The 23,005-nt window shown below is 48.5% G+C and carries 17 protein-coding genes; 12 read left to right on the forward strand and 5 right to left on the reverse strand.

Going from position 1 to position 23,005, the window contains the following annotated elements; translation table 11 throughout:
• Positions 1-68: 68 nt before the first annotated feature.
• From rpsO to CIK99_RS07085, 3 genes are all read left to right on the forward strand, one after another.
• Entirely contained in the window at positions 69-338 is a 270-nt protein-coding gene (gene rpsO / locus CIK99_RS07075) for a 30S ribosomal protein S15 (protein ID WP_094380834.1), read from the forward strand.
• 96 nt (positions 339-434) lie between these two features.
• The gene (gene typA, locus CIK99_RS07080; protein WP_094380835.1) at positions 435-2,234 is read left to right on the forward strand and encodes a translational GTPase TypA; all 1,800 of its coding nucleotides are present in this window, start codon (positions 435-437) and stop codon (positions 2,232-2,234) included.
• A 28-nt stretch (positions 2,235-2,262) separates the two neighbouring features.
• Positions 2,263-3,042 carry a porin family protein gene (locus tag CIK99_RS07085; RefSeq protein WP_094380836.1) on the forward strand — a complete coding sequence of 260 codons (780 nt, stop codon included), beginning with the start codon at positions 2,263-2,265 and terminating at the stop codon, positions 3,040-3,042.
• Between the two features lie 321 nt (positions 3,043-3,363).
• On the opposite strand, the gene CIK99_RS07090 is transcribed toward CIK99_RS07085, so the two are convergent.
• Together CIK99_RS07090 and CIK99_RS07095 are read right to left on the reverse strand one after the other, a co-directional pair.
• A complete protein-coding gene (locus CIK99_RS07090; RefSeq protein WP_094380837.1) occupies positions 3,364-3,846 on the reverse strand; it encodes an S-ribosylhomocysteine lyase in 483 nt (160 codons plus the stop codon).
• A gap of 62 nt (positions 3,847-3,908) precedes the next feature.
• Positions 3,909-4,601, reverse strand: coding sequence for a 5'-methylthioadenosine/adenosylhomocysteine nucleosidase (locus tag CIK99_RS07095; RefSeq protein WP_094380838.1), 693 nt, complete (start codon positions 4,599-4,601; stop codon positions 3,909-3,911).
• 127 nt (positions 4,602-4,728) lie between these two features.
• Between CIK99_RS07095 and CIK99_RS07100 the strand changes: the two genes are divergently transcribed.
• The 9 genes from CIK99_RS07100 to CIK99_RS07140 all read left to right on the forward strand — a co-directional run bounded on the left by CIK99_RS07100 (position 4,729) and on the right by CIK99_RS07140 (position 17,849).
• Positions 4,729-7,209, forward strand: a complete 2,481-nt coding sequence (locus CIK99_RS07100) for a YfhO family protein (protein ID WP_094380839.1) — start codon at positions 4,729-4,731, stop codon at positions 7,207-7,209.
• 249 nt (positions 7,210-7,458) lie between these two features.
• Entirely contained in the window at positions 7,459-10,017 is a 2,559-nt protein-coding gene (locus tag CIK99_RS07105; protein WP_094380840.1) for an adenosylcobalamin-dependent ribonucleoside-diphosphate reductase, read from the forward strand.
• Between the two features lie 29 nt (positions 10,018-10,046).
• Positions 10,047-10,412 (forward strand): dihydroneopterin aldolase, encoded by a 366-nt coding sequence (folB, locus tag CIK99_RS07110; RefSeq protein ID WP_254047749.1) that lies wholly within the window; start codon positions 10,047-10,049, stop codon positions 10,410-10,412.
• Between the two features lie 52 nt (positions 10,413-10,464).
• On the forward strand, positions 10,465-11,688 hold the full coding sequence (locus tag CIK99_RS07115) for an N-acetylmuramoyl-L-alanine amidase (protein WP_094380841.1): 1,224 nt from the start codon (positions 10,465-10,467) through the stop codon (positions 11,686-11,688).
• A 12-nt stretch (positions 11,689-11,700) separates the two neighbouring features.
• Positions 11,701-12,606, forward strand: coding sequence for an MlaD family protein (locus CIK99_RS07120; protein ID WP_094380842.1), 906 nt, complete (start codon positions 11,701-11,703; stop codon positions 12,604-12,606).
• 387 nt (positions 12,607-12,993) lie between these two features.
• Complete coding sequence (gene dnaA / locus CIK99_RS07125; RefSeq protein WP_094380843.1) at positions 12,994-14,403, forward strand: chromosomal replication initiator protein DnaA; 1,410 nt, start codon at positions 12,994-12,996, stop codon at positions 14,401-14,403.
• A gap of 161 nt (positions 14,404-14,564) precedes the next feature.
• Positions 14,565-14,924: a ribosome silencing factor gene (gene rsfS, locus CIK99_RS07130; protein ID WP_094380844.1), complete on the forward strand. Its 360-nt coding sequence runs from the start codon at positions 14,565-14,567 to the stop codon at positions 14,922-14,924.
• Positions 14,925-14,963: 39 nt separating this feature from the next.
• Positions 14,964-16,991 carry an ATP-dependent zinc metalloprotease FtsH gene (gene ftsH / locus CIK99_RS07135; RefSeq protein WP_094380845.1) on the forward strand — a complete coding sequence of 676 codons (2,028 nt, stop codon included), beginning with the start codon at positions 14,964-14,966 and terminating at the stop codon, positions 16,989-16,991.
• A 9-nt stretch (positions 16,992-17,000) separates the two neighbouring features.
• A complete protein-coding gene (locus CIK99_RS07140) occupies positions 17,001-17,849 on the forward strand; it encodes a phosphatidate cytidylyltransferase (RefSeq protein WP_094380846.1) in 849 nt (282 codons plus the stop codon).
• 91 nt (positions 17,850-17,940) lie between these two features.
• Here the strand turns inward: CIK99_RS07140 and CIK99_RS07145 are convergent, their stop codons facing one another.
• From CIK99_RS07145 to CIK99_RS07155, 3 genes are all read right to left on the reverse strand, one after another.
• Positions 17,941-19,410 (reverse strand): MFS transporter, encoded by a 1,470-nt coding sequence (locus tag CIK99_RS07145; protein ID WP_094380847.1) that lies wholly within the window; start codon positions 19,408-19,410, stop codon positions 17,941-17,943.
• A 108-nt stretch (positions 19,411-19,518) separates the two neighbouring features.
• Positions 19,519-21,996 (reverse strand): bifunctional UDP-N-acetylmuramoyl-tripeptide:D-alanyl-D-alanine ligase/alanine racemase, encoded by a 2,478-nt coding sequence (locus tag CIK99_RS07150; RefSeq protein ID WP_094380848.1) that lies wholly within the window; start codon positions 21,994-21,996, stop codon positions 19,519-19,521.
• 100 nt (positions 21,997-22,096) lie between these two features.
• Positions 22,097-22,993: a GSCFA domain-containing protein gene (locus CIK99_RS07155; protein WP_094380849.1), complete on the reverse strand. Its 897-nt coding sequence runs from the start codon at positions 22,991-22,993 to the stop codon at positions 22,097-22,099.
• Positions 22,994-23,005: the final 12 nt, after the last annotated feature.

Consider the following 23,005-nt stretch of genomic DNA (forward strand, 5'->3'; position numbering starts at 1 on the left):
TTCTTTGTACCTTTGCAGCCGCATTTTAGCAATCATATATATAAATAAACAATTAATTCATTAAATCAATGTATTTAGATCAGGCAAAAAAACAAGAGATCTTTGGACAGTACGGAAAGTCTAACACTGATACTGGTTCTGCTGAGAGCCAGATTGCTTTGTTCTCATACCGTATTTCCCACTTGACGGAACATCTTAAGAAGAACCGTAAAGATTATACCACAGCAAGAGCCCTGACACAGCTCGTAGGTAAGCGTCGTGCGCTCCTCGACTATCTCTACGACCGCGACATCAATCGCTATCGTGCCATCATCAAGGCTCTTGGTCTCCGTAAATAATATACGGATGCCGAAAAGAATTGTAATCCCGCAGACCCTTATCGGCTTGCGGGATTATTTTTAGATAGACAGAAATACAATTAGTAAGGTAAAAAGATGCAAGATATAAGAAACATTGCGATTATCGCTCACGTTGACCACGGCAAGACAACTCTTGTCGATAAGATGATGTTGGCAGGTAATCTCTTCCGCGAGGGACAGGACCTGAGCGGACAGGTATTGGATAGCAACGACCTCGAGCGTGAGCGTGGTATCACGATTCTCTCAAAAAACGTCTCGATAAATTGGAAAGGTACAAAGATTAATATTATTGACACTCCGGGACACTCTGACTTCGGAGGCGAAGTGGAACGTGTGCTTAATATGGCCGACGGATGCCTGCTCCTCGTCGATGCCTTTGAGGGTCCTATGCCACAGACAAGGTTCGTGTTGCAGAAGGCTCTGCAGATTGGACTCAAACCTATCGTCGTGGTGAATAAGGTAGATAAGCCTAACTGTCGTCCGGAAGAGGTGTATGAGATGGTATTCGACCTTATGTTCTCGCTTAACGCTACCGAAGACCAGCTTGACTTCCCCGTCGTTTATGGTTCCGCTAAGAACGGATGGATGAGCGAGGACTTCAACAAGCCCACCGACAATATCACTTATCTTCTCGACAAAATCGTAGAGGTCATACCAGCACCGAAAGTCATTGAGGGCACACCACAGATGCTTATCACCTCGCTCGACTATTCGAGCTATACGGGACGCATCGCCGTGGGTCGTGTTCATCGTGGCTCTCTGCGCGAAGGCATGAATATCAGTATCTCTCATAGGGATGGTTCGATAGAAAAGACACGTATTAAGGAACTTCATACTTTCGAGGGAATGGGTCACAAGAAGACTCAGGAAGTGCAGAGTGGCGATATCTGCGCCATTATCGGATTGGAGAAGTTTGAGATTGGCGACACTATATGTGACTTTGAAAACCCTGATCCGCTTCCTCCCATCGCCATCGACGAACCCACGATGTCGATGCTCTTCACTATCAACGACTCGCCTTTCTTCGGACGTGAAGGTAAGTTCGTCACCTCGCGACATATTAACGACCGTCTGCAGAAAGAACTGGAAAAGAACCTCGCCCTGAGGGTGAGCCAGTTTGAGGATTCCACCGACAAGTGGGTGGTCAGCGGACGTGGAGTGCTGCATCTGTCGGTGCTCATCGAGACCATGCGCCGTGAGGGATACGAGTTGCAGGTAGGACAGCCACAGGTGATATACAAGGAGATCGACGGAGTGAAGTGCGAGCCTATCGAGGAACTCACCATCAATGTTCCAGAGGAATTTGCCTCCAAGATGATCGACATGGTGACACGCCGTAAGGGAGAGATGACCTCGATGGAAAGTCAGGCCGACCGTGTCAACATCGAGTTTGACGTGCCTTCAAGAGGTATCATTGGCTTGCGCACCAATGTGCTCACCGCCTCGCAAGGTGAGGCTATCATGGCTCACCGCTTTAAGGAGTATCAGCCTTACAAGGGTGACATAGCTCGCCGTCTTGCTGGATCGATGATAGCACTTGAGACGGGCACATCGTATGCCTATGCCATCGACAAGCTCCAGGACCGCGGAAAATTCTTTATCGAGCCGGGAGAGGAAGTGTATATGGGCGAGGTAGTGGGCGAGCATGTACACGACAACGACCTCGTCATCAACGTGTGCAAGGCTAAGCAACTCACCAACACCCGTGCCAGCGGCTCTGACGACAAGGCACGCATCGTTCCCCGCACAGTGCTCTCTCTCGAAGAGGCACTCGAGTATATCAAGGAGGACGAACTGGTGGAGGTGACACCTAAGAGCATGCGTATGCGAAAGATTATCCTCGACCATAATGAGCGCAAGAAGGCAAGTAAATAAATCAATTATTAACTAATATTTTATTCATATGAAGATTAGTGGCATATTACTTTTAGCATTGTCCCTTTTCTCTTTGGGCGCAAATGCCCAGGGCAGAGCGGGACAACTGTCGTTGATTCCTCGTGTTGGTTTCTCTCTTACGAGACTCTCCAACGATTATCTCCAGATCGTGGCTTCTGACCTCGAAAAGGTTGACCAACGTCTTAAACCTGCCGTTGAGGGAGGATTTGACGTGGAGTATATGGCCACAAGTTTCATTGGCATCACTGCCGGAGCTAAGTATTCGCTGCAGGGAGCAAAGTTTAAGGATTTCAGTAAGGTATATACTGATCTGCCTTCGTTAAAAGAAGGTCACAACAGGTTTGTCAACTTCTCTCGCGCCGCTACCGACCTCCACTATATCCAGGTTCCGCTGATGCTGCATATCTATCCCTGCAAGGGCTTGTCCATCGATGCGGGAATACAATATGGATACCTTATTTCGGCTAAGGAATCGTTTAATTATGTCATCTGCGACCTCGACACCAAGAACAATAAGGTGACAGGGTATTATGACTATACTGCTGAAGGCCTTAAAAGTCTCTCCGATGGCGACGACAAGTACCGCAAGTACAGGGAGACGGCTACCGACAATTACAAACGTAACGATTTCTCCATTCCTGTAGGCATCTCTTACGAGACGGATGACGTGATACTCTCGCTTAGATATAACATCGGACTTACCGACATCTCTAAGGAAATGGAGAAGATGCGCAATCAGGTCTTTTCGCTGTCCATTGGCTACAGAATCCCGCTGTTAGGAAACTGATGTAGCTGTAAAAACAGTCTAACGTTGCGTTGAAAACAGTCTAACGTTGTGTTGAAATCAGTCTAACGTTGTGTTGAAATCAGTCTAACGTTGTGTTGAAATCAGTCTAACGTTGCGTTGAAAACAGTCTAAGGTCGTATTAAAAACGCTCTAAGGTTGTTGGCCAAACGGTCTGAGATTGTTTTTAAAACGGTCTAAGAACGTTGGCAGAACGGTCTAAGATTCGACAATAAAGAGTTAATACGAGCCTCCCTCGTCTTTTCCTGTCAATTTATGACGGGATAGGACGAGGGAGGCTCGTATTTGTGTAGATGAATGATGTTACTTGGTAGGATATGTCAAGTTTTCGTCTTTAATACATTCGAGAACTTCTTCGAGATACTTCTTCGATTCCCATTTCGCCATAGGAAGATCGTGGAGGAGATAGTTGCCGCAGTCATTGGGAGCAGCTCCTGGGATGTCGCCATCAAAGTCTGCCACAAAGCGGAAGGTGTGGCGCATGAGATCGACTATGTCGCGACTCTCAAGGTCGCCGCGCATAAGTAGATAATTGCCTGTAAGACAACCCATAGGACCCCAATAGACGATGCGGTCTTTCCACTCGGGATCGTTGCGGAGATATGTGGCCGCAAGATGTTCAATGGTGTGGATGGCTCCCTGGTGCAGTGCTGGTTCGCGGTTAGGTTCCTTCATGCGGATGTCGAATGTGGTCACGGTGTCGTCGCCAATCCTGTCTTTTCTTGAAACGTAGATACCACGAAGCAGATTGTCGTGGTCGATGGTAAAGCTTGCTATTTTCTCCATAATAAGTGCTTGATTCTTAGTTGATGATTTTTATAGAAGTTAAGTGATGATAGCAAAAAAACTTAAAGGCAAATCTTCTCGAGGAAGATGCGGGTAGTGTCGAACGAGTTGTCGGCAATGGCGCTCCAGAAATGCTGATACTGCGATGCCTTAGTGTCTTTCAGCGGTATGTCGCTGATCACCCTGAACGAGATAAACTCCACGCCATAGATATGACATGTCTGTGCAATGGCGGCAGACTCCATATCCACTGCGGCGGCTTCGGGGAAGTGGCCCATAATCTCGCGCATCTTCTCTTTGGTGTCAACAAACCAGTCGCCGGTGACGATTAGTCCTGCATGTACACGTGGCGATACCTCGATGGCTTTTTCCACGAGAAGTTTTGGCGAGGAGAATCTCACCGGCATGCCCTGCACTTGACCATAGACGCTATGCCCCATGGCTTCGCCACAATACACGTCGTGGTATGCTATCTCCGTGCTCACCACCACGTCCATTACCTCCATGTCTGTCCTTCCGCCCCCGGCACATCCCGTAGATATCACAAGCGTGGGCGAGAATCGGCGGATGAGCTCTGCCGTTCCGATGGCGGCATTGACCTTGCCTATTCCACACTGGTGGAGCACCAACTCGCAAGAGCCAATCTCTCCTGTCACATATTTTCGTCCGTCCTCTTCTCTTTCTACTCTGTTTTTTAGCAGTTCGCTGATGCGACGAAATTCCTTGTCCATCGCAATTATTATACCTATTCTCATGCGTAATTCTTGTATTTTTGCTACAAAGGTAGTATAAAAAAACAGAAAAAAGGCATATTGTTACCTAAATCTTAATATTTATTTGTAACTTTGCCGCGAAAATCAGAGAAATCAATAAATTATCACGATGAATACATTAAAGAAATGTCTGCCCGACGTCATTGTCGTGGCCCTTTTCGCAGTGTTGGCGTTTGCCTATTTCTATCCAGCCGACATTGAGGGACGGATACTCTACCGTCATGACTCTGCCGCAGGTAAAGGAATGGGGCAGGAAATAAGCGAATATCGCCAACAGACTGGTGAGACTTCGCGTTGGACAAACTCCCTCTTCGGAGGTATGCCGACATACCAGATAGCGCCGGCTTATAACAGTGGCAAGGTGCTAGACCAGGTAGCAAACGCATATCACTTGTGGCTGCCCGATTATGTTTGGTATCTGTTTGCTTATCTCCTCGGGTTTTACATCCTGTTGCGCGCCTTCGACTTCCGTCAGCATCTCGCCGCACTGGGGTCCATAGTATGGGCATTCAGCACCTATTTCCTCATCATCATCGCCGCTGGACACTACTGGAAGGTGATGGCGTTGGCATATCTCCCGCCGATGATTGCCGGTATGGTGCTGGCTTATAAGGGGAAGTATCTGTGGGCTTTCGTGGTCACTGCCATCTTTGCCGCCCTTGAGGTGCAGGCAAATCATGTGCAGATGACATATTATTTCCTGTTCCCGATAGCGTTCATCGTTATTGCCTATCTCGTTGACGCTATCAGAGAGAAGCGACTTGCCCATTTCGCCAAGGCCACGGCAACATGCGCCGCGGCGGCCCTCGTGGGTGTAAGCCTGAATCTTTCCAATCTTTACCATACATGGGAGTATAGTAAGGAGTCGATGCGCGGAAAGAGCGAGCTGGTGAAGAAAAACAGTGGAAACCAGACAAATAGCGGTCTCGACCGCGACTACATCACACAGTGGAGTTATGGCGTTGACGAGACCCTCACGCTGCTCATACCTAATGCAAAGGGAGGCGCTTCGGTGCCGATGGTGATGAGTGAGACGGCAATGGAACATGCCGATAACAATTACCTGCCTCTATATCAGCAAATAGGACAGTATTGGGGAGAACAGCCTGGCACCAGCGGCCCTGTCTATGTGGGAGCCTTTGTCATGTTCCTCTTCGTTCTTGGCCTCTTTATCGTAAAGGGACCGCTAAAGTGGGCTTTGCTCGCTGCCACCATCCTTTCCGTATTGTTGTCATGGGGCAGAAACTTTATGCCTTTCACCGATTTCTTTATCGATTATGTACCGATGTATGCCAAGTTCCGTACCGTGGCGTCGATACTCGTCATTGCTGAGTTCACCATTCCGCTTCTTGCCATGCTCGCGCTGAAGCAGATAGCTGAGCGGAGGGAATTGCTGACAGAGAAGATAAAGTTCGTCTATGTGTCGCTTGCGCTTACTGCCGGTCCGTGTCTGCTGTTCTTGTTCTTCCCGGGAATGTTCGACTATGTGTCGTCTTCCGAGATGCATGCCCTCAGTCAGTTCCCGGCCGATCAGTTGCAGCCTTTGTTGCATAATCTCACCGAGATGCGCGAGGCAGTGTTTACTGCCGACTGTCGTCGCTCGCTGTTTATTATTATAATAGGTGTATTTGTGCTGTTGCTGTTCAAGGCCGGCAAGTTGAAGACCGCCCCGATGGCAGCAATACTTTTCGTGTTGTGTCTTGGCGACCTGTGGATAGTCAACAAACGATACCTCAACGACGATATGTTTGTGGACAAGACACAGCGCGACCAGCCTATGCCAAAATCAGCCGCTGTTGACCAGATACTTCACGACACCTCGCTCGACTACCGTGTGCTCAACCTTGCAACAAACACGTTTAACGAGAACGAGACCTCATACTATCTGAAGAGCATCGGCGGTTATCACCCCGCAAAGTTGCGCAGATATCAGGAACTGATTGATGCCTTCATCTCTCCAGAGATGCAACGGCTCTATCCTGCAATAGCAGAGTCGCAGGGAGACATGACCCAGGTGAAGGGCGACAGCATTTTCCCCGTGCTGAACATGCTTAATACTAAGTACTTCATCCTCCCGCTCGAAGGCGGACAGACGGTGCCGGTACAGAATCCGTACGCCTACGGAAACGCATGGATAATAGACAAAGTGACATATGTTGACAATGCCAATGCCGAACTCGCACGAGTGGGCAAGATAGACTTGCGCCATGAGGCAGTTGCCGACAAACTCTTCAAAGCCGTTCTTGGCGACAGTAAGAAGCAAGACGGGGAGAGTATCGTGAAACTCACCTCCTATGCTCCCAACCGTCTCACCTATGACGTATCAACCACAAAAGGTGGCGTGATAGTGTTTGCCGAAAACTACTATCCGGGATGGACAGCCCTCGTGGATGGAAAAGAGGTTGAGATAGGACGTGTCAACTATGTGTTGCGCGCCATCAGCGTAACGGCAGGACGTCATAAGGTGGAATTGTCGTTCTTCCCCAAAACAGTAAACACTACAGAATATATTGCTTATGCGGCTTATGTCGTCATCTTGCTTGCAATATTACTGTTGGTATTCCTCTACTTCAGAAAGAAAGAATCCTGATATCCAGAGATTTAAGCATATGTGAGGCAATCGTCTGCATCTACCTGAGGAAGGGAAATGCAGGCGATTGCTTTTTTCGTGCGGTCAGAAAAAGTCCTCTTTAGATAAACAGACTGAAGATTTTGAATATCATGAACTTATTCAAAAAGGAAAACTTTCGGCTCGAAAATTTAAGAAAAGTTTTCCAAAAAATATTTTTTTATTCCAGAAATATTCCGTAACTTTGCCGCCGTAATTAACAATTTAACAATGGAACCCCAAAAAACCTACACACATGATGAAGCCATCGCGGCTTCCCTTAAATATTTCAATGGCGATGAGTTGGCTGCAAGAGTATGGGTCAACAAGTATGCCATGAAAGATAGCTTCGGCAACATCTATGAGGTATCGCCCGAAGATATGCACTGGCGTATAGCCAATGAGATAGCAAGGATAGAAAACAAGTATGAGAATCCGATGTCAGCCCAGCAAATATTCGAGCTGCTGGATCACTTCCGATATATCATACCTGCAGGTAGTCCTATGACGGGTATTGGCAATAATCACCAGATTGCCTCGCTGAGCAACTGCTTTGTCATCGGTCTTGAAGGCGACGCCGACTCTTACGGCGCCATCATGCGTATCGACGAAGAGCAGGTGCAGCTGATGAAACGACGCGGCGGTGTAGGTCATGATCTTTCTCATGTCCGACCAAAGGGCTCGCCTGTAAACAACTCGGCACTTACATCTACTGGTTTGGTGCCTTTTATGGAGCGTTACAGCAACTCCACACGCGAGGTGGCACAAGACGGTCGCCGTGGAGCCCTTATGCTTTCAGTCAGCATAAAGCATCCCGACTCAGAGGCTTTCATCGATGCAAAGATGACAGAAGGAAAGGTTACAGGCGCGAATGTGTCAGTTAAGATCGACGATGAGTTCATGAGGGCTGCCGTGGAAAACAAACCATATCACCAGACTTTCCCCATCAATAGCGACAACCCTGAATGGGACAAGGAGATATCGGCAAAGGAACTGTGGGACAAAATAGTACACAACGCATGGAAAAGTGCCGAGCCAGGAGTGCTCTTCTGGGATACTATACTGCGCGAGAGCATACCAGACTGCTATGCCGACTTAGGATTCCGCACCGTTTCCACTAACCCGTGTGGAGAGATACCACTGTGTCCTTATGACTCTTGCCGTCTGTTGTCGATAAACCTCTATTCATACGTCAAGAATCCTTTCACACCCGAGGCCACGTTCGACTTCGACCTCTTCCGTCAGCATGTAGCTGCCGCTCAACGAATAATGGATGATATCGTTGACCTGGAATTGGAGAAGATAGACATGATAATGGAGAAGATTAATAGCGACCCGCAGACCATTGAGGTGAAGGGCGCCGAGATGCATCTTTGGGAGAAAATAAAGAGGAAGAGCGGTATGGGACGCCGTACGGGAGTGGGAATAACCGCTGAGGGCGACATGCTCGCTGCCATGGGCTTGCGCTATGGCACTCAAGAGGCTACCGACTTCTCAGTGTTGGTTCATAAGACCCTCGCTCTCAATGCATATCGCTCGTCGGTCAATATGGCTAAGGAACGTGGAAAGTTTGAGATTTTCGACGCTGAGAGAGAAAAGAACAATCCATTTATCAACAGAATAAAAGAAGCTGATTCAGAACTTTATGCCGACATGGTGAAGTATGGACGTAGAAATATCGCCTGCCTTACCATAGCTCCTACTGGCACCACATCGCTTATGACACAGACCACAAGCGGTATAGAGCCTGTATTTATGCCAGTGTATAAGCGTCGCCGCAAGGTCAATCCAAACGACGAGGCAGTGCATGTGGATTATGTCGATGAGGTGGGTGACTCGTTTGAGGAATATATCGTATATCACAACAAGTTCCTGGTATGGATGGAGGCTAACGGCATCGACGCTACCAGGCGATATACGCAGGAGGAGATTGACAACCTGGTAGAGAAGTCACCTTATTATAAAGCCACAGCCAACGATGTTGACTGGCTGATGAAGGTGAAGATGCAGGGAGCTATACAAAAGTGGGTCGATCACTCTATCAGCGTCACCGTCAACCTGCCTAACGATGTAGATGAGTCGCTCGTCAACCGCCTCTATGTCGAGGCATGGAAATCGGGATGTAAGGGATGCACCATTTACCGCGACGGAAGCAGGAGCGGAGTCATGATTGCCGTGTCAAAGAAAGACAAGGAGAAGGAAGAGAAGAAGCAAGAGCTGCCTCCATGCAAACAGCCCACGGTGACGGAAGTTCGTCCGCAAGTGCTTGACTGTGACGTGGTAAGATTCCAAAACAATAAGGAAAAGTGGGTGGCGTTCGTCGGTTTGCTTAACGGATATCCTTATGAGATTTTCACTGGTCTTCAGGATGATGAAGAGGGAATAGCACTCCCTAAGTCGGTGACCAAGGGAAAGATCATCAAGCAGAGCGATGAGACAGGCAAGAAACGCTACGACTTTCAGTTCGAAAACAAGCGAGGATACAAGACCACCGTTGAGGGCCTTTCTGAGAAATTCAACCCTGAATATTGGAACTACGCCAAACTCATCAGCGGAGTGCTGCGCTATAGGATGCCAATAGACCACGTCATCAAACTCGTCTCGTCGCTGCAACTGAAGAGTGAAAGCATTAACACATGGAAAAACGGTGTTGAGCGAGCTCTGAAGAAGTATATCACAGACGGAACAGAGGCCAAGGGACAGAAATGTCCGCAATGTGGTCAGGAAACTCTTGTATATCAGGAGGGATGTCTTATCTGTAAGAACTGTGGCGCAAGCCGTTGTGGATAATAGCAGATAGAATGAATCAATTCATATTTATGAAAAATGTCCGTTTCCACGCCTGCCATGGGGTCATGCCCCAAGAGCAGGCGATAGGAGCGGATTTTCTCATTTCGGTGAGGATAGGCTATGATTTCAGCAAGGCTATCAACACCGACGACGTCAGCGACACCATCTCGTATGCTGATGTATATGAGCTGATAAAGCAAGAGATGCAAGTGCCGTCGAAACTGCTTGAACATGTGGCTGGACGTATCGTCAATGCCATAAAAAAAGCTTTCCCTGACATCAGTTCTGTAGAACTTTCCCTGACCAAGGAAAACCCTCCGATGGGGGCTGACAGCGATGGGGCAGGGGTGGAAATACACTGGAGTTCCTTAAATAATGATAAAACTCAGCTGTAATGTTTAGTTTTACGAATAATAATTGCTATATTTGCACGAAATTTGAAAGTATATGGGAAAAAAGATTGTCTTAGCAGTATTGTTTTTGATAACACAAGGATTGGTCGTAGCTGCACAAAACAAGAAGTTCACACTCGTCATTGATGCAGGTCATGGAGGCCATGATGCAGGTGCGCTCGGCGCATCGTCGAAGGAGAAGAACATCAATCTCAACGTAGCACTTGCCTTCGGAAACTATGTGGAGCGAAACTGCCCGGATGTCAAGGTGGTATATACGAGGAAAACCGATGTCTTCGTCACTCTTCATGAGAGGGCAAACATCGCCAATCGACATAAGGCCGACCTCTTCGTGTCTATTCATACCAATGCGCTGCCCGCGGGCAAACAAGCGAGAGGCTTGGAGACCTACACGCTCGGAATGAACAGGGCAAACGAAAATTTCGACGTGGCAAAGCGTGAAAACGCCGTTATCCTTTATGAGAAAGACTACGAGCAGCACTATGAGGGCTTTGATCCCAACTCATCGGAGAGCTACATCATGTTCGAGTTTATGCAAGACAAGAATATGGCGCAAAGCGTTGACCTCGCGAAGATGGTTCAGAAAAGAGCCTGCTCGTCTGCCAACAGACAGAATAAAGGAGTGAAACAAGCCGGCTTCTTGGTACTTCGCGAGACATCGATGCCGAGCTGTCTTATAGAGCTTGGCTTCATCACCACTCCGCAAGAAGAACAACAACTGAATACCAGGGAATGTATCGACGCCTTGGGATATGGCATCTTCCAGGCATTTGTAGATTATCGGAACAAGTACGACAAGACCATCATCGTGCCTTTCGAGGCACCTGAAAGACAAGTGATGGAAAACCAGGCGCAAGAAAGGGTGCAGAAAGAGAGTGAAGGCGGTAAAACACAGACTGCAGAGCAGGAAAAAGACAATGTCCCACGGTCAGAATCAAAGATGGTGAACGAAGTGCCAGAACAGAAACCTGCTACAGACAGCGAGGCGCCTATATTCAAGATACAAGTACTCACCTCGACTACGCTGATTAGGCAAGGCGACAAGCGCCTCAAGGGCCTGGACGGTGTCGATTATTACAAGGACGGGGGAATATACAAATACACCATTGGCGCGTCAGCAAACTATAATGAGATATATCGACTCCGCAAGACCATGGTGGGAAAATTCCCGCAGGCTTTCATCATAGCATTCAAAGGCGGGCAGCGGACAGATGTAGTTGAGGCGATAAAAGAATTCAAGAGAAACAAGAACAGATAAAATAATATATTTATGAAACGCATTTCCAAAGAGATTCAGATAGCCTTAGTCGCTATCATCGGTATTGTGGTGCTCTATGCAGGACTGCAATTCCTCAAAGGACTTAGCCTGTACTCAAACGACGACACATACTACGTGTCGTTTAAGAATATCAGTGGATTGTCGCCTTCTTGTGCTGTCTATGCCAATGGCTTCAAAATAGGAGTGGTACAGGACATACAGTTTGGTTATGGAGCAAGTGACAAGGACATCATCGCCGTGCTTGGAGTGGATAAGAAAATGCAGATACCGGCAGGCTCCACGGCAGAGATAGAGAGCGACATGCTCGGAAACGTAAAGCTGAACATCGTCCTCGCGCCTTATTCAGGCAACCGTATAGCACCGGGTGACACAATAAGCGGAAAACAAGAAGCCGGACTAATGGGACAGGTGGGCGCAATGCTGCCTGCGGTAGAAAAGATACTGCCAAAACTTGACTCCATATTGGCAAACCTTAACGCAGTGACAAGCGACCCGGCACTTGCCAACACGCTTCACAACGTGGATCGTATAACCAACGATCTCACCGTGACCACACGACAGCTCAATACGCTTATGACAGATGTCAACAAGAAGGTGCCATCAATACTGACAAAGGCAGACGCCACCCTTGGCAATACCGAGAAGCTCACCTCCAATCTCAGCAATGTCGATGTAGCTGAGACAATGGCAAAGGTAAACGCTACACTTGACAATGTGCATCAGATGACAGAGTCGCTCAACGACAAGGAAGGCACAATAGGACTGTTGATGCGTGATCCAAGTCTCTATTGGAACCTCTCCAATACCATGCGCAGCGCCGACTCACTGCTCATCGACCTGAAGGCACATCCTAAGCGTTATGTTCACTTCTCCATCTTCGGAAAGAAGGATAAATAAGAAAAATACAGGCTTGCGCTTTATTTGAAAATTATCTAAATATAAGGCATGCCTCTTTTTATGGACTCCGATAAAGCGGAAAACCGCTGATAGAACAATAGTTCCGTCGAAAAAACCATTTCTCTGACACGTTTTTCGGAGAAATGGCTTTTTTTCGTCTAATAGGCTAATAATCAAAACGTTTGATATTTGCAATAGCCTCAATAACTAAAAAAACAAAAAAACAACGTATCGTCCAAATTATTAGGGACTTACGGAAAAACGTTTCCGGAGGTATAAAATGAGCAGATTTGGAGAATTGAAAAAAAAGTGCGAAATTTGCACCCGGAAACGAAAAAGTCTCCCTAAAATAACGAAAAGATACACAATATTAATTATATTACCCGCATGGTCAACAAATATAAGGCTGCGTGGGAACAATGCCTCCAGATAATAAGGGGCAACGTTACCAGTCAGCAATTCGAAACATGGTTTTCGCCAATAGCCTTTGAGAGCTTCTCTCCAGAAAAGAGCACGCTGTTGGTCCAGGTTCCAAGTCCGTTCGTTTACGAATACTTGGAGCAGAATTTTGTTGGCCTCATGGGTAAGGCGCTGGCAAAGTGTTTTGGCACCAACGTCAGGTTGGCTTATCGTATCATGACCGACAAGTCAAACAATATCTCGCAGGAGATAGAGTCTGCACCACAGGCTGAGATAGAAATGCCACAACGACAGGTCGGGGTAAACCGCTCGCCATCGATGCTCGACGCGGCTAAACCGCAGGATATCAACAGCCAGCTGAATCCGAAACAGACCTTCTCTAATTATATAGAGGGCAACAGCAACAAGCTGCCACGCACAGTGGGCTTGTCCATTGCCGAGCATCCGGGAAAGTCAACGTTCAATCCGTTCTACATCTACGGACCATCGGGTTGTGGAAAGACCCATCTCATCAATGCCATCGGAGTGAGATGCAAGGAGTTGTATCCTCAGAAAAGAGTGCTTTACGTGTCTGCACGACTGTTTCAAGTACAGTTTACAGATGCTACAAGACGTAATATGGTCAACGACTTCATCAACTTCTATCTCACCATCGACATGCTCATCGTCGATGATATTCAGGAGTGGGCAACGGCAGGAAAGACCATCGACACGTTCTTCCATATCTTTAATCATCTTTTCCGCAACGGCAAGCAGATCATTCTGGCAAGCGACCGTCCTCCCGTTGATCTTCAGGGAATGAAGGACCGATTGCTGACCAGGTTCTCCTGTGGACTTATAGCCGAACTGGAGAAACCCAATGTGGATCTCTGTGTAGATATTCTTAACAACAAGTGTCGTCGCGACGGACTAAAGATATCACAAGACGTACTCAGATATATAGCCGAAACCGCCAATGGCAGCGTAAGAGACCTTCAGGGTGTGATAAACTCCCTTTTGGCATATTCTGTTGTCTATGATTGCAACATCGACATGCATCTTGCGGAGCGTGTGATGAGAAGAGCCGTGAAGACCGACAATCATCCGCTCACCATCGACGATATTCTCGAACGAGTGTGCAATCACTATAACGTCACCACACAACAGGTGCTGAGCAGAAGCCGCAAACGTGACTTTGTGGCAGCACGCCAGATGTCCATGTACTTTGCACAGAAATATACCAAGATGCCAGCCTCGCGCATAGGACAGTTGATAGGTGGACGCGACCATTCCACCGTCATCCATAGCTGTACGACTATTGAGCAGCGCTTGAAGGTGGATAAGGCCTTCGTTGCTGAGGTGGAGTCGATAGAGAATACGTTTAAACTGAAAAAATAACATCACTTTTTTTGAGGAAAAATGTTAATAATGTTTGGAGGACGTTATTTTCTTATTCCTTAATTCTTAATTCTTAATTAAAAGTAGTATCTTTGCACCGAAATCATGGGAAGAGGGAACACAAACGTGCTTTCTTTTCCCCTATAAATGTTTATATATTAATGGAAAAAACAAAGCAATTAGTAGAAAGTATTAAAAAAGGAATACAGGAAAAGAAGGGAAGCAACATCGTCGTTGCCGACCTGGGTAATATCGAAGGTGCCATCTGCCGCTATTTCGTCATCTGTACAGGACAGTCGCCGACACAGGTCGAGGCCATTGCCGACTCGGTCACCGACGTGGTGAGAGTGTTTGCTGGAGAGAAACCTGTTAAAGTGGTGGGCCTGGAGAATGCCCAATGGGTGGCTATGGACTACACCGACGCCATGGTACACATCTTCTTGCCCGACGTGCGCGAGTATTATGATCTCGAACATCTTTGGGAAGATGCCAAGATGGAGCGTGTGCCAGACGAGGAATAATATTATTTGAAGTTACAAATTCTTAATTAATAATTGATTATGAGTAATCCCCAACAGGGACCGGAGATGAGAATGCCAAAATTCAATATGAATTGGATATATATTCTCGCTCTTTTTACAATCGGAGTACTTTATTTTACAAGTGGCAACTCTAATTCGAGTTTGCGCACCGAGGCATCATACGATCAGTTTAAGAGTATGGTCGTCAAAGGCTATGCCTCAAAAATCGTGGTCAACAAGGACAAGAATATTCTTCACATGTATGTCAAGCCCGAACATGTGCGCGACGTCTTCCAACAAGGTATCGACAAGACCGGCAAGGAACCGTCTGTGGAAGTGCAGTTCGGTTCTGTCGATCAGGTGGAGAAGTTTGTTGATGATGCAAAACAGAAGAAACAGTTTGTGGGCGATTACAGCTACGAGAACTCGCGTGACAACGATTTCTTCGGTATGATTCTTTACAATGTCTTGCCGTTTGTCTTTATCATAGGAATATGGATATTCATTATGAGACGCATGGGCGGGGGAGGCATGGGCGGTGCTTCTGGCATCTTTAACGTGGGCAAGAGCCGCGCGAAGATGTACGAGAAGGGAAACCCTACAAATGTCACGTTCAAAGATGTTGCAGGGCAGGCTGGCGCCAAGCAAGAGGTACAGGAGATTGTCGATTTCCTGAAAAATCCTGGAAAATATACCGAATTAGGAGGAAAAATTCCTAAGGGAGCACTGCTTGTTGGACCTCCGGGAACGGGTAAGACCCTGCTTGCCAAGGCAGTGGCGGGCGAGGCTGGTGTGCCTTTCTTCTCCATGAGCGGAAGCGACTTCGTGGAGATGTTTGTCGGCGTCGGAGCCAGTCGTGTGCGCGACCTGTTCCGTCAGGCAAAGGAGAAGTCGCCGTGTATCATCTTCATCGACGAGATCGATGCCGTGGGACGCGCCCGTTCAAAGAATCCTGCCATGGGCGGAAACGACGAGCGTGAGAATACTCTTAATGCCCTCCTCACAGAGATGGACGGCTTCGGCACAAACAGTGGCGTTATCATCCTTGCTGCCACTAACCGTGCCGACATGCTCGACTCGGCCCTTATGCGTGCAGGACGTTTCGACCGTCAGATACATGTCGATCTGCCCGACCTCAACGAGCGCAAGGCCATATTCCAGGTACATCTTAAACCGGTGAAGACTGACGAGTCTCTCGACATTGATTTCTTGTCGCGACAGACTCCGGGATTCTCTGGAGCAGATATTGCCAATGTCTGCAATGAAGCCGCCCTTATCGCTGCCCGACACAACAGCAAGACGGTAGGAAAGCAGGATTTCCTCGATGCTGTAGATCGTATCATCGGCGGACTTGAGAAGAAGACAAAGATAATGACAGACTCCGAGAAGCTCGCCATCGCCATCCATGAAGCAGGCCATGCCACTATTTCATGGTTCTGCGAGCATGCCAATCCGCTGGTGAAGGTAAGCATCGTACCTCGAGGTCGTGCCTTGGGTGCAGCATGGTATCTGCCCGAGGAGCGAGCCATAACTACCAAGGAGGAGATGCTCGACGAGATGTGTGCCACACTTGGCGGCCGTGCAGCTGAGGAAGTCTTCCTGAAGCGAATCTCTACAGGTGCCATGAACGACCTTGAGCGTGTCACCAAGAGCGCATACGGAATGATTGCTTTTGCCGGTATGAGCGAGCGCCTTCCTAACATCTGTTATTATAACAACAATGAATATTCATTCCAGCGTCCTTATTCTGAGACTACCGCAAAGATAATGGACGACGAGGTGCTGAAGATGATCAACGGACAGTATGAGCGCGCCAAGCAGATACTCGAAGAGCATAGCGAAGGCCACCGTCAGTTAGCTGACTTGCTTGTGCAGCGTGAAGTCATCTTCGCTGACGACGTGGAACGCATATTCGGCAAACGCCCATGGACAAGCCGTTCGGAAGAACTTCTTGAAGCCCAGCAGAAAGCCGAGGCTGAGGCTATGGCCGAAAAGCGTGCGAAGGAATTGGAAGCTCAGGGCACCAGTCTTGAGGAAAAAGTAAGGAACGATAAAAAAGAAGAATAATATTTTCGTATGAAGAATTTTATAGCAAGAACAATAACAGGCATTCTGTTTGTGGCAGCTGTCGTGGTTTCCTTTTTGGATCCTGTAGCGATGATAGCTCTGTTCTGTCTTGTCACAGGACTGACGGTGTGGGAGTTTACCGGACTTGTCAACCGGCGCGATGATGTGTCGGTCAATCGTTTTATCTCTACTGTTGCCGGCTGCTATTTCTTTCTTGCTATGGCAGGCTATGCTTGTGGCATGACGCCGCCAACGGTGTTTGTGCCTTATCTCGTCACAATACTGTATCTCCTTGTTTCAGAGCTGTATGCCAAGCAGCCAGACCCGATACACGACTGGGCTTACACCATGATGTCTCAGCTATATGTCGTGTTGCCCTTCTCGCTGCTTAATATCTTGGCTTTTCGTGTGTCGGCAGAAGGTATGACATTCACGTCGGTGTTGCCACTGTCGGTATTTGTCTTCCTCTGGATCAACGACACTGGTGCCTATTGCTGTGGCTCTCTTCTCGGTCGTCACAAGCTCTTTCCGCGCATCAGTCCGGGAAAGAGTTGGGAGGGAAGCGTTGGAGGCGGCGTCTTTGTCGTAGCAGCGGCTATAGGTGTATGGTATCTTACTGAGCAGTATGGCATCAACGACTTGCAACTGACCATGTATGAATGGATAGGACTTGGTCTTACGGTGGTCGTGTTTGGCACTTGGGGCGATCTCGTGGAAAGCCTCTTCAAGCGCACGTTAGGCATCAAGGACAGCGGTTCTATTCTTCCCGGTCATGGCGGAATGCTCGACCGCTTCGACTCTTCGCTGCTTGCCATTCCCGCAGCAGTGGTTTATCTTTTCACTCTGACGCTCTTCTAAGACTTCAGGTAATTAAAAAATATAAATCCCTATGGTCTATTCCAGGCCATAGGGATTTTTTTTCGAATATGATAGATATTGTTCTTACCTTTTATTCGGTGATTGGACGATACTTAGGAACGAGAGCCTTCATGATAACCCATGCCAGCAGATAGGCAACGGCACAGATGCAGAAGATGATCATGTATCCAGCTTCTTTTCCGTCGAAACCGAGGAACGAGAAAGCTGAGCCTTGAGCATCGCTATAGGTGAAGAGAGCTCCGGCACCCTTGTTGATAAGGAATGAACCTACACCGCCTGCCATACCGCCGATACCAGTGATAGTGGCAATGCTCGACTTCGGGAACATGTCGCCGATGGTAGAGAAGAGGTTTGCCGACCATGCCTGATGTCCTGCACCGGCCAGACCGATGATGATGGCAGGCCACCAAGCCGACATTGCGCCGAGAGGCTGTGCAAAGAGAGCAAGCAGCGGGAAGAAGGCGAAGATAAGCATCGACAGCATACGTCCGCCGTAAGGGTTCATGCTTTTTTTCTCTACAAAGAGTTTTGGCAGATAACCGCCGTAGATTGACAATACGGTCACGATAGCATAGAGGGTGAAAATGAGCATGATAGCCTCAGAAGAGCTTGACTTGTAGCCATACTGGTCAGAGAAATAAGCTGGAGCCCAGAAGAGGTAGAACCACCAAACGCCGTCGGTGAAGAACTTACCGGTGATGAACGACCATGTCTGACGATACTTGAAGCAGCTGAGGAAAGGAATCTTCAGTTCCGACTTCTCCTCGGTGGCGTTTATAGCTGGTGTCTCGTCGTCCTGCTGGATATATGTCAGCTCGGCGCTGTTTACGTGCTTCGACTTCTCTGGCTGGTCGTAGAGGAAAATCCAGAAGCCCATCCAGATGAAGCCCAGACCACCGATGATGACGAATGCCATTTCCCATCCGCCTCCTATGCCGGCATCCTTGAAATACTGAGCCAACAGAGGAATGGTGGCAGGAGCTGCCAGCGCGCCGACAGATGCTCCAGCATTGAATATCGACGTGGCGAAAGCGCGGTCTTTCTTTGGGAAGTATTCGGCTGTCACCTTGATGGCTGCAGGGAAGTTGCCAGCCTCACCGAGAGCGAGAATACAGCGTGCGGCAACAAACAGCCAAACGCTTGTCGTGGCGATGATGAGGGCGGCGGCAGAGCCAGTCTCCACGGCAGCCATCTCAGACACAGAGGCATAACCCTCGATGTTTACCGTCAGCCAACCGCAGAGAGCGTGTGCTACGGCGCCAGCCGACCATACGCCGATGGCCCAGAGGTAACCTTTCTTTGTGCCCATGAAATCGACAAACTTGCCCGCAAAAAGCATACAGATGGCATAGACGATGGAGAAGACGGCAGTGATGGTACCATAGTTGTCGTCTGTCCAATGGAACTCAGGAGCGATAAAGTCCTTCCATGTGAGTGAGAGAACCTGTCGGTCCAGATAGTTGACAGTAGTTGCTACGAAGAGTAGCGCACACATGACCCAACGGAAGTTGGTCATGGTCTTTGTTTTGATAGAACTCATTTTAAATAGGTTATTTTTATTAATAATTAATCATTCTGGCTGCAAATATACTAAAAATATACGAATTTACGGCAACTTTCACTTGGAAAATCGCCGTAAACGTTTGCTTTAATCTTGGAAATATACTTTTTTAACTCTATTGCTTATCCCCGTGAGCACCTCATAGGGTATTGTGTCGAGTATATCGCTCAATACTGTTACAGGCAGATGCTCGCCGAAGATCTCTACCGTATCGCCTTCCTTGCAGTCGATGTCAGTGACGTCAATCATTGCCACATCCATGCAGATATTGCCCACGTATGGCGCTTTCTTGCCTCCGACGAGACAATAGGCGTGGCCTCGTCCGAGGTGTCGGTTGAGGCCGTCGGCATATCCTATCGGTATGGCGGCGATGACGCTGTCGCGTGTGAGTATGCCCTTGCGGCTATATCCCACGGTTTCCTCTTTCGGCACATGGCGTAGCTGCAGGATGGTGGTCTTCAGCGTGCTTACGGTGTTGAGGATGTGGTTGTCGCGACTGTCTATGCCATACAGTCCGAGACCGAGTCGGCAGGCATCGAGCTGGCGTTCGGGGAAGTGTTCTATTCCCGCGCTGTTGCAGATATGGCGCAGTATCTTGTGGTCGAAAGCCTCCTGGAGCTTGGTGCTTGCCTTGTCGAAGAGTTCAAACTGGTGGGCTGAGAAGCGGTCGAAATCGTTGCTGTCGCTTCCTACGAAGTGTGAGAATACCGAGCGTGGGATGATGGCGTTCTGGTGATGCAGCCTTTCTATCACCTCGTCGATGTCATGCTCAGGGTCAAATCCCAAGCGGTGCATGCCTGTGTCTAACTTGATGTGAACGGGGAAGCTTGTGATGCCTTCTTTCTCTGCCGCCTTGATGAGGGCGTCCATAATGCGGAAGCTATACACTTCGGGTTCGAGGTCGTAGTCAAACATCGTCTTGAAGGCGGTCATCTCTGGATTCATGATGATGATATTGCTTGTGATGCCGTTTTTGCGGAGAGTGACACCCTCGTCAGCCACGGCCACGGCAAGATAATCTACGCGGTGGTCCTGCAATGTCTTTGCCACCTCCACGGCTCCTGCACCATAAGCGTCGGCCTTTACCATACATATTATTTTGGTTTCAGGTCGCATAAACGAGCGATAGTGGTTGAGGTTTGCCACCACAGCGTTGAGATTTACCTCGAGTATTGTCTCGTGCACTTTCTGTTCAAGGAGTTCGGTGATGTGGTCGAACCCGAACTGTCGTGCGCCTTTTAGCAGTATCACTTCGTCGCTCAAGGCGTGAAATGTCTCTGAACTGATAAATGTCGGCACGTCGGCAAAGAAGTGTTTTTCTGTAATGCTGATTCTGTCCTTATGCTCTGCAATCACACTTCCTATGCCTATAAACTTGTCCACTCCGCGCTTCTCGGCCAGTTCGCTGACTATGGAGTAGAGTTTGTCGGGTTTTTGTCCGCTCTGTTGTATGTCGCTGAGAATCAGTGTGCGTTTCCGCCCGTTGTGGTCAGGCCGTCTGCTCATGAAGTCGAGTGCGATGTCGAGCGAGCTTAGGTCGCTGTTGTACGAGTCGTTGATCAGCGTACATCCGTGTTGTCCTTCTTTCACTTCGAGTCGCATTGCCACGGGTTCGAGTTGCGACATTCTGATGTCGAGTGTCTCTGGATCAATGCCGAGGTGCAGGGCTGTGGCAGCGCAAGCCAGCGAACATTCCACTGAAGCCTCGTCGATGAAGGGCAGATGATAAGTGCCTTCTGTCGTTTGGTTGAAGACATAAGCCACGCGGGTGATATTGTCTTTCGTCTCCACCTCTTTTATATATAGGGTAGCCTGCGGGTCTTCCTTGCTCCATGCTATTTTCTTTCCGCCGAATCCCGAGCGGCGCATCGAGCGGCTGACAATCTCGTCGTCAGAGTTGTATATCACCGTTTTTGCGTCGTGGAAGAGAAGGAGCTTTTCCTGGCATTTCTCGTCCATAGTGCGGAAGTTCTCTTGATGAGCCTGTCCGATGGAAGTGAGGATGCCGATTGATGGTTGGATGATGTCTCTCAGTGCCTGCATCTCTCCCGTCTGACTTATTCCGGCTTCAAAGAGGGCGATGTCGGTGTTTTTTTCAAGAAGCCACACCGACAGCGGGACACCAATCTGCGAGTTGTAGCTTTTTGGCGAGCGTGTCACCACCATCTGTGGCGAGAGCAGCTGGTAGAGCCATTCCTTCACCATGGTCTTTCCGTTGCTTCCTGTTATTCCTACCACAGGTATGTCGAACTCGTCGCGATGTCGTTCAGCCAGTCGTTGCAGTGCGGCGAGTGTGCTTGTCACCTTCAGGAAGTTTGCTTCCGCCAGTTCGTTCCCGGCACCCGAAGGCACTTGTTCGACGACGAAGTTTCTCACGCCTCGTCTGTAAAGTTCTGGTATATAGTTATGACCGTCGTTACGCTGTGTGCGAATGGCGAAGAACAGTGTTTCCTCGGGGAAACACAACGACCGGCTGTCTGTCAGTATCCAGCCGATGTTGGCATCGTTGTGTCCGATGCGCCTCGCTCCGATGAGCGTCGTGATTTTTTCTATTGTGTACTTCATACAAAACTACAATATTTGTTTCTGAAGTGCAAAATTACATATTCCTTTTCAAACGGCAAAATAAATGCTCCGAAATTTGGCTTCGAGGTGTTTATTTGTATTAAATAGGTCGTGTGCTAATTCCCCACACAGGGTTTGTCGGTTGCGCCAGTAACTCCGGATAGCGGGCTTTCAGTTCGGCTATTCTCTGCATGGTCTTCTCCACAAACGCCTTGTGTTCGGGCGAATCGGGGTTGAAAGGCCTGTGGTTGAGAGCCTCTTTTATTGGCTTCCACTCCCGTAGCCATTGCTTGGCCTCTTTGCTCAGCATGGTTTCCTGCAGTCGCTGCCAGATATATTCCACAGCTTGGTCGGAAGGGTGCAGCATGTCCTCTCGGTAGAAGCGGTAGTCGCGCAGTTCGTCGTTGACAATTTCGTATGCAGGGAAATAGTATATGGATGGAGTAGGGAAGAGGCGCGAGGCGTCGTTGATGCATTTCTCTGCAGCAAGCAGCAGCGTGGCTTTGGAGAGCTGGCTGGTGTGATAGCCGTATTTTGCGTAGCGTATAGGGCTGACAGTGAGCACGATCTTGATATCAGGATTGTACGCCTTCAGCAGCGTCATGGCGCGTTCGAGGTAGTCGGCGCAGAGGTCTATCGAGAGCTCTTCTTCCTGAAACAGCCGTGCTGGTCTTTTTTGGCAGTTATCCACTATCTCGCCTGTCTCTTTAAGTCGATACACGTGATTGGTGCCAAGGGTGAAAAGGGCGATGCGGAACATTGCGACGCCGGTTTCGTCAGCTTTGTCTTTTTCTTGGCTTATCACCTTTTCCACTGTGTGTAGAATGCTTGCAGGATTATACATCACGCCGTAAGGGTTTACCGTGGCGCGGAATTTCTCCTCTACAAATTTCTTGCCGATATTGTCGGCAAAGCAAGAGCCCACGAAGAGCATCCTCTCCATGGGCTGAATCTCGAATGTAGGTTTTTCTATTCTTACTATTGTTCTGAATTCCATCTTCTTGTGTGT

It is taken from the genome of Prevotella sp. P5-92, from assembly GCF_002251245.1.
Taxonomy (GTDB): Bacteria; Bacteroidota; Bacteroidia; order Bacteroidales; family Bacteroidaceae; genus Prevotella.

Coding starts and splice junctions, on each gene's coding strand:
- CIK99_RS07155 (WP_094380849.1), bottom strand. CDS start 22,993: ATGGAATTCAGAACAATAGTAAGAATAGAAAAACCTACATTCGAGATT.
- CIK99_RS07100 (WP_094380839.1), top strand. CDS start 4,729: ATGAATACATTAAAGAAATGTCTGCCCGACGTCATTGTCGTGGCCCTT.
- CIK99_RS07095 (WP_094380838.1), bottom strand. CDS start 4,601: ATGAGAATAGGTATAATAATTGCGATGGACAAGGAATTTCGTCGCATC.
- CIK99_RS07145 (WP_094380847.1), bottom strand. CDS start 19,410: ATGAGTTCTATCAAAACAAAGACCATGACCAACTTCCGTTGGGTCATG.
- ftsH (WP_094380845.1), top strand. CDS start 14,964: ATGAGTAATCCCCAACAGGGACCGGAGATGAGAATGCCAAAATTCAAT.
- typA (WP_094380835.1), top strand. CDS start 435: ATGCAAGATATAAGAAACATTGCGATTATCGCTCACGTTGACCACGGC.
- dnaA (WP_094380843.1), top strand. CDS start 12,994: ATGGTCAACAAATATAAGGCTGCGTGGGAACAATGCCTCCAGATAATA.
- rpsO (WP_094380834.1), top strand. CDS start 69: ATGTATTTAGATCAGGCAAAAAAACAAGAGATCTTTGGACAGTACGGA.
- CIK99_RS07140 (WP_094380846.1), top strand. CDS start 17,001: ATGAAGAATTTTATAGCAAGAACAATAACAGGCATTCTGTTTGTGGCA.
- CIK99_RS07120 (WP_094380842.1), top strand. CDS start 11,701: ATGAAACGCATTTCCAAAGAGATTCAGATAGCCTTAGTCGCTATCATC.
- CIK99_RS07105 (WP_094380840.1), top strand. CDS start 7,459: ATGGAACCCCAAAAAACCTACACACATGATGAAGCCATCGCGGCTTCC.
- rsfS (WP_094380844.1), top strand. CDS start 14,565: ATGGAAAAAACAAAGCAATTAGTAGAAAGTATTAAAAAAGGAATACAG.
- CIK99_RS07085 (WP_094380836.1), top strand. CDS start 2,263: ATGAAGATTAGTGGCATATTACTTTTAGCATTGTCCCTTTTCTCTTTG.
- folB (WP_254047749.1), top strand. CDS start 10,047: ATGAAAAATGTCCGTTTCCACGCCTGCCATGGGGTCATGCCCCAAGAG.
- CIK99_RS07090 (WP_094380837.1), bottom strand. CDS start 3,846: ATGGAGAAAATAGCAAGCTTTACCATCGACCACGACAATCTGCTTCGT.
- CIK99_RS07150 (WP_094380848.1), bottom strand. CDS start 21,996: ATGAAGTACACAATAGAAAAAATCACGACGCTCATCGGAGCGAGGCGC.
- CIK99_RS07115 (WP_094380841.1), top strand. CDS start 10,465: ATGGGAAAAAAGATTGTCTTAGCAGTATTGTTTTTGATAACACAAGGA.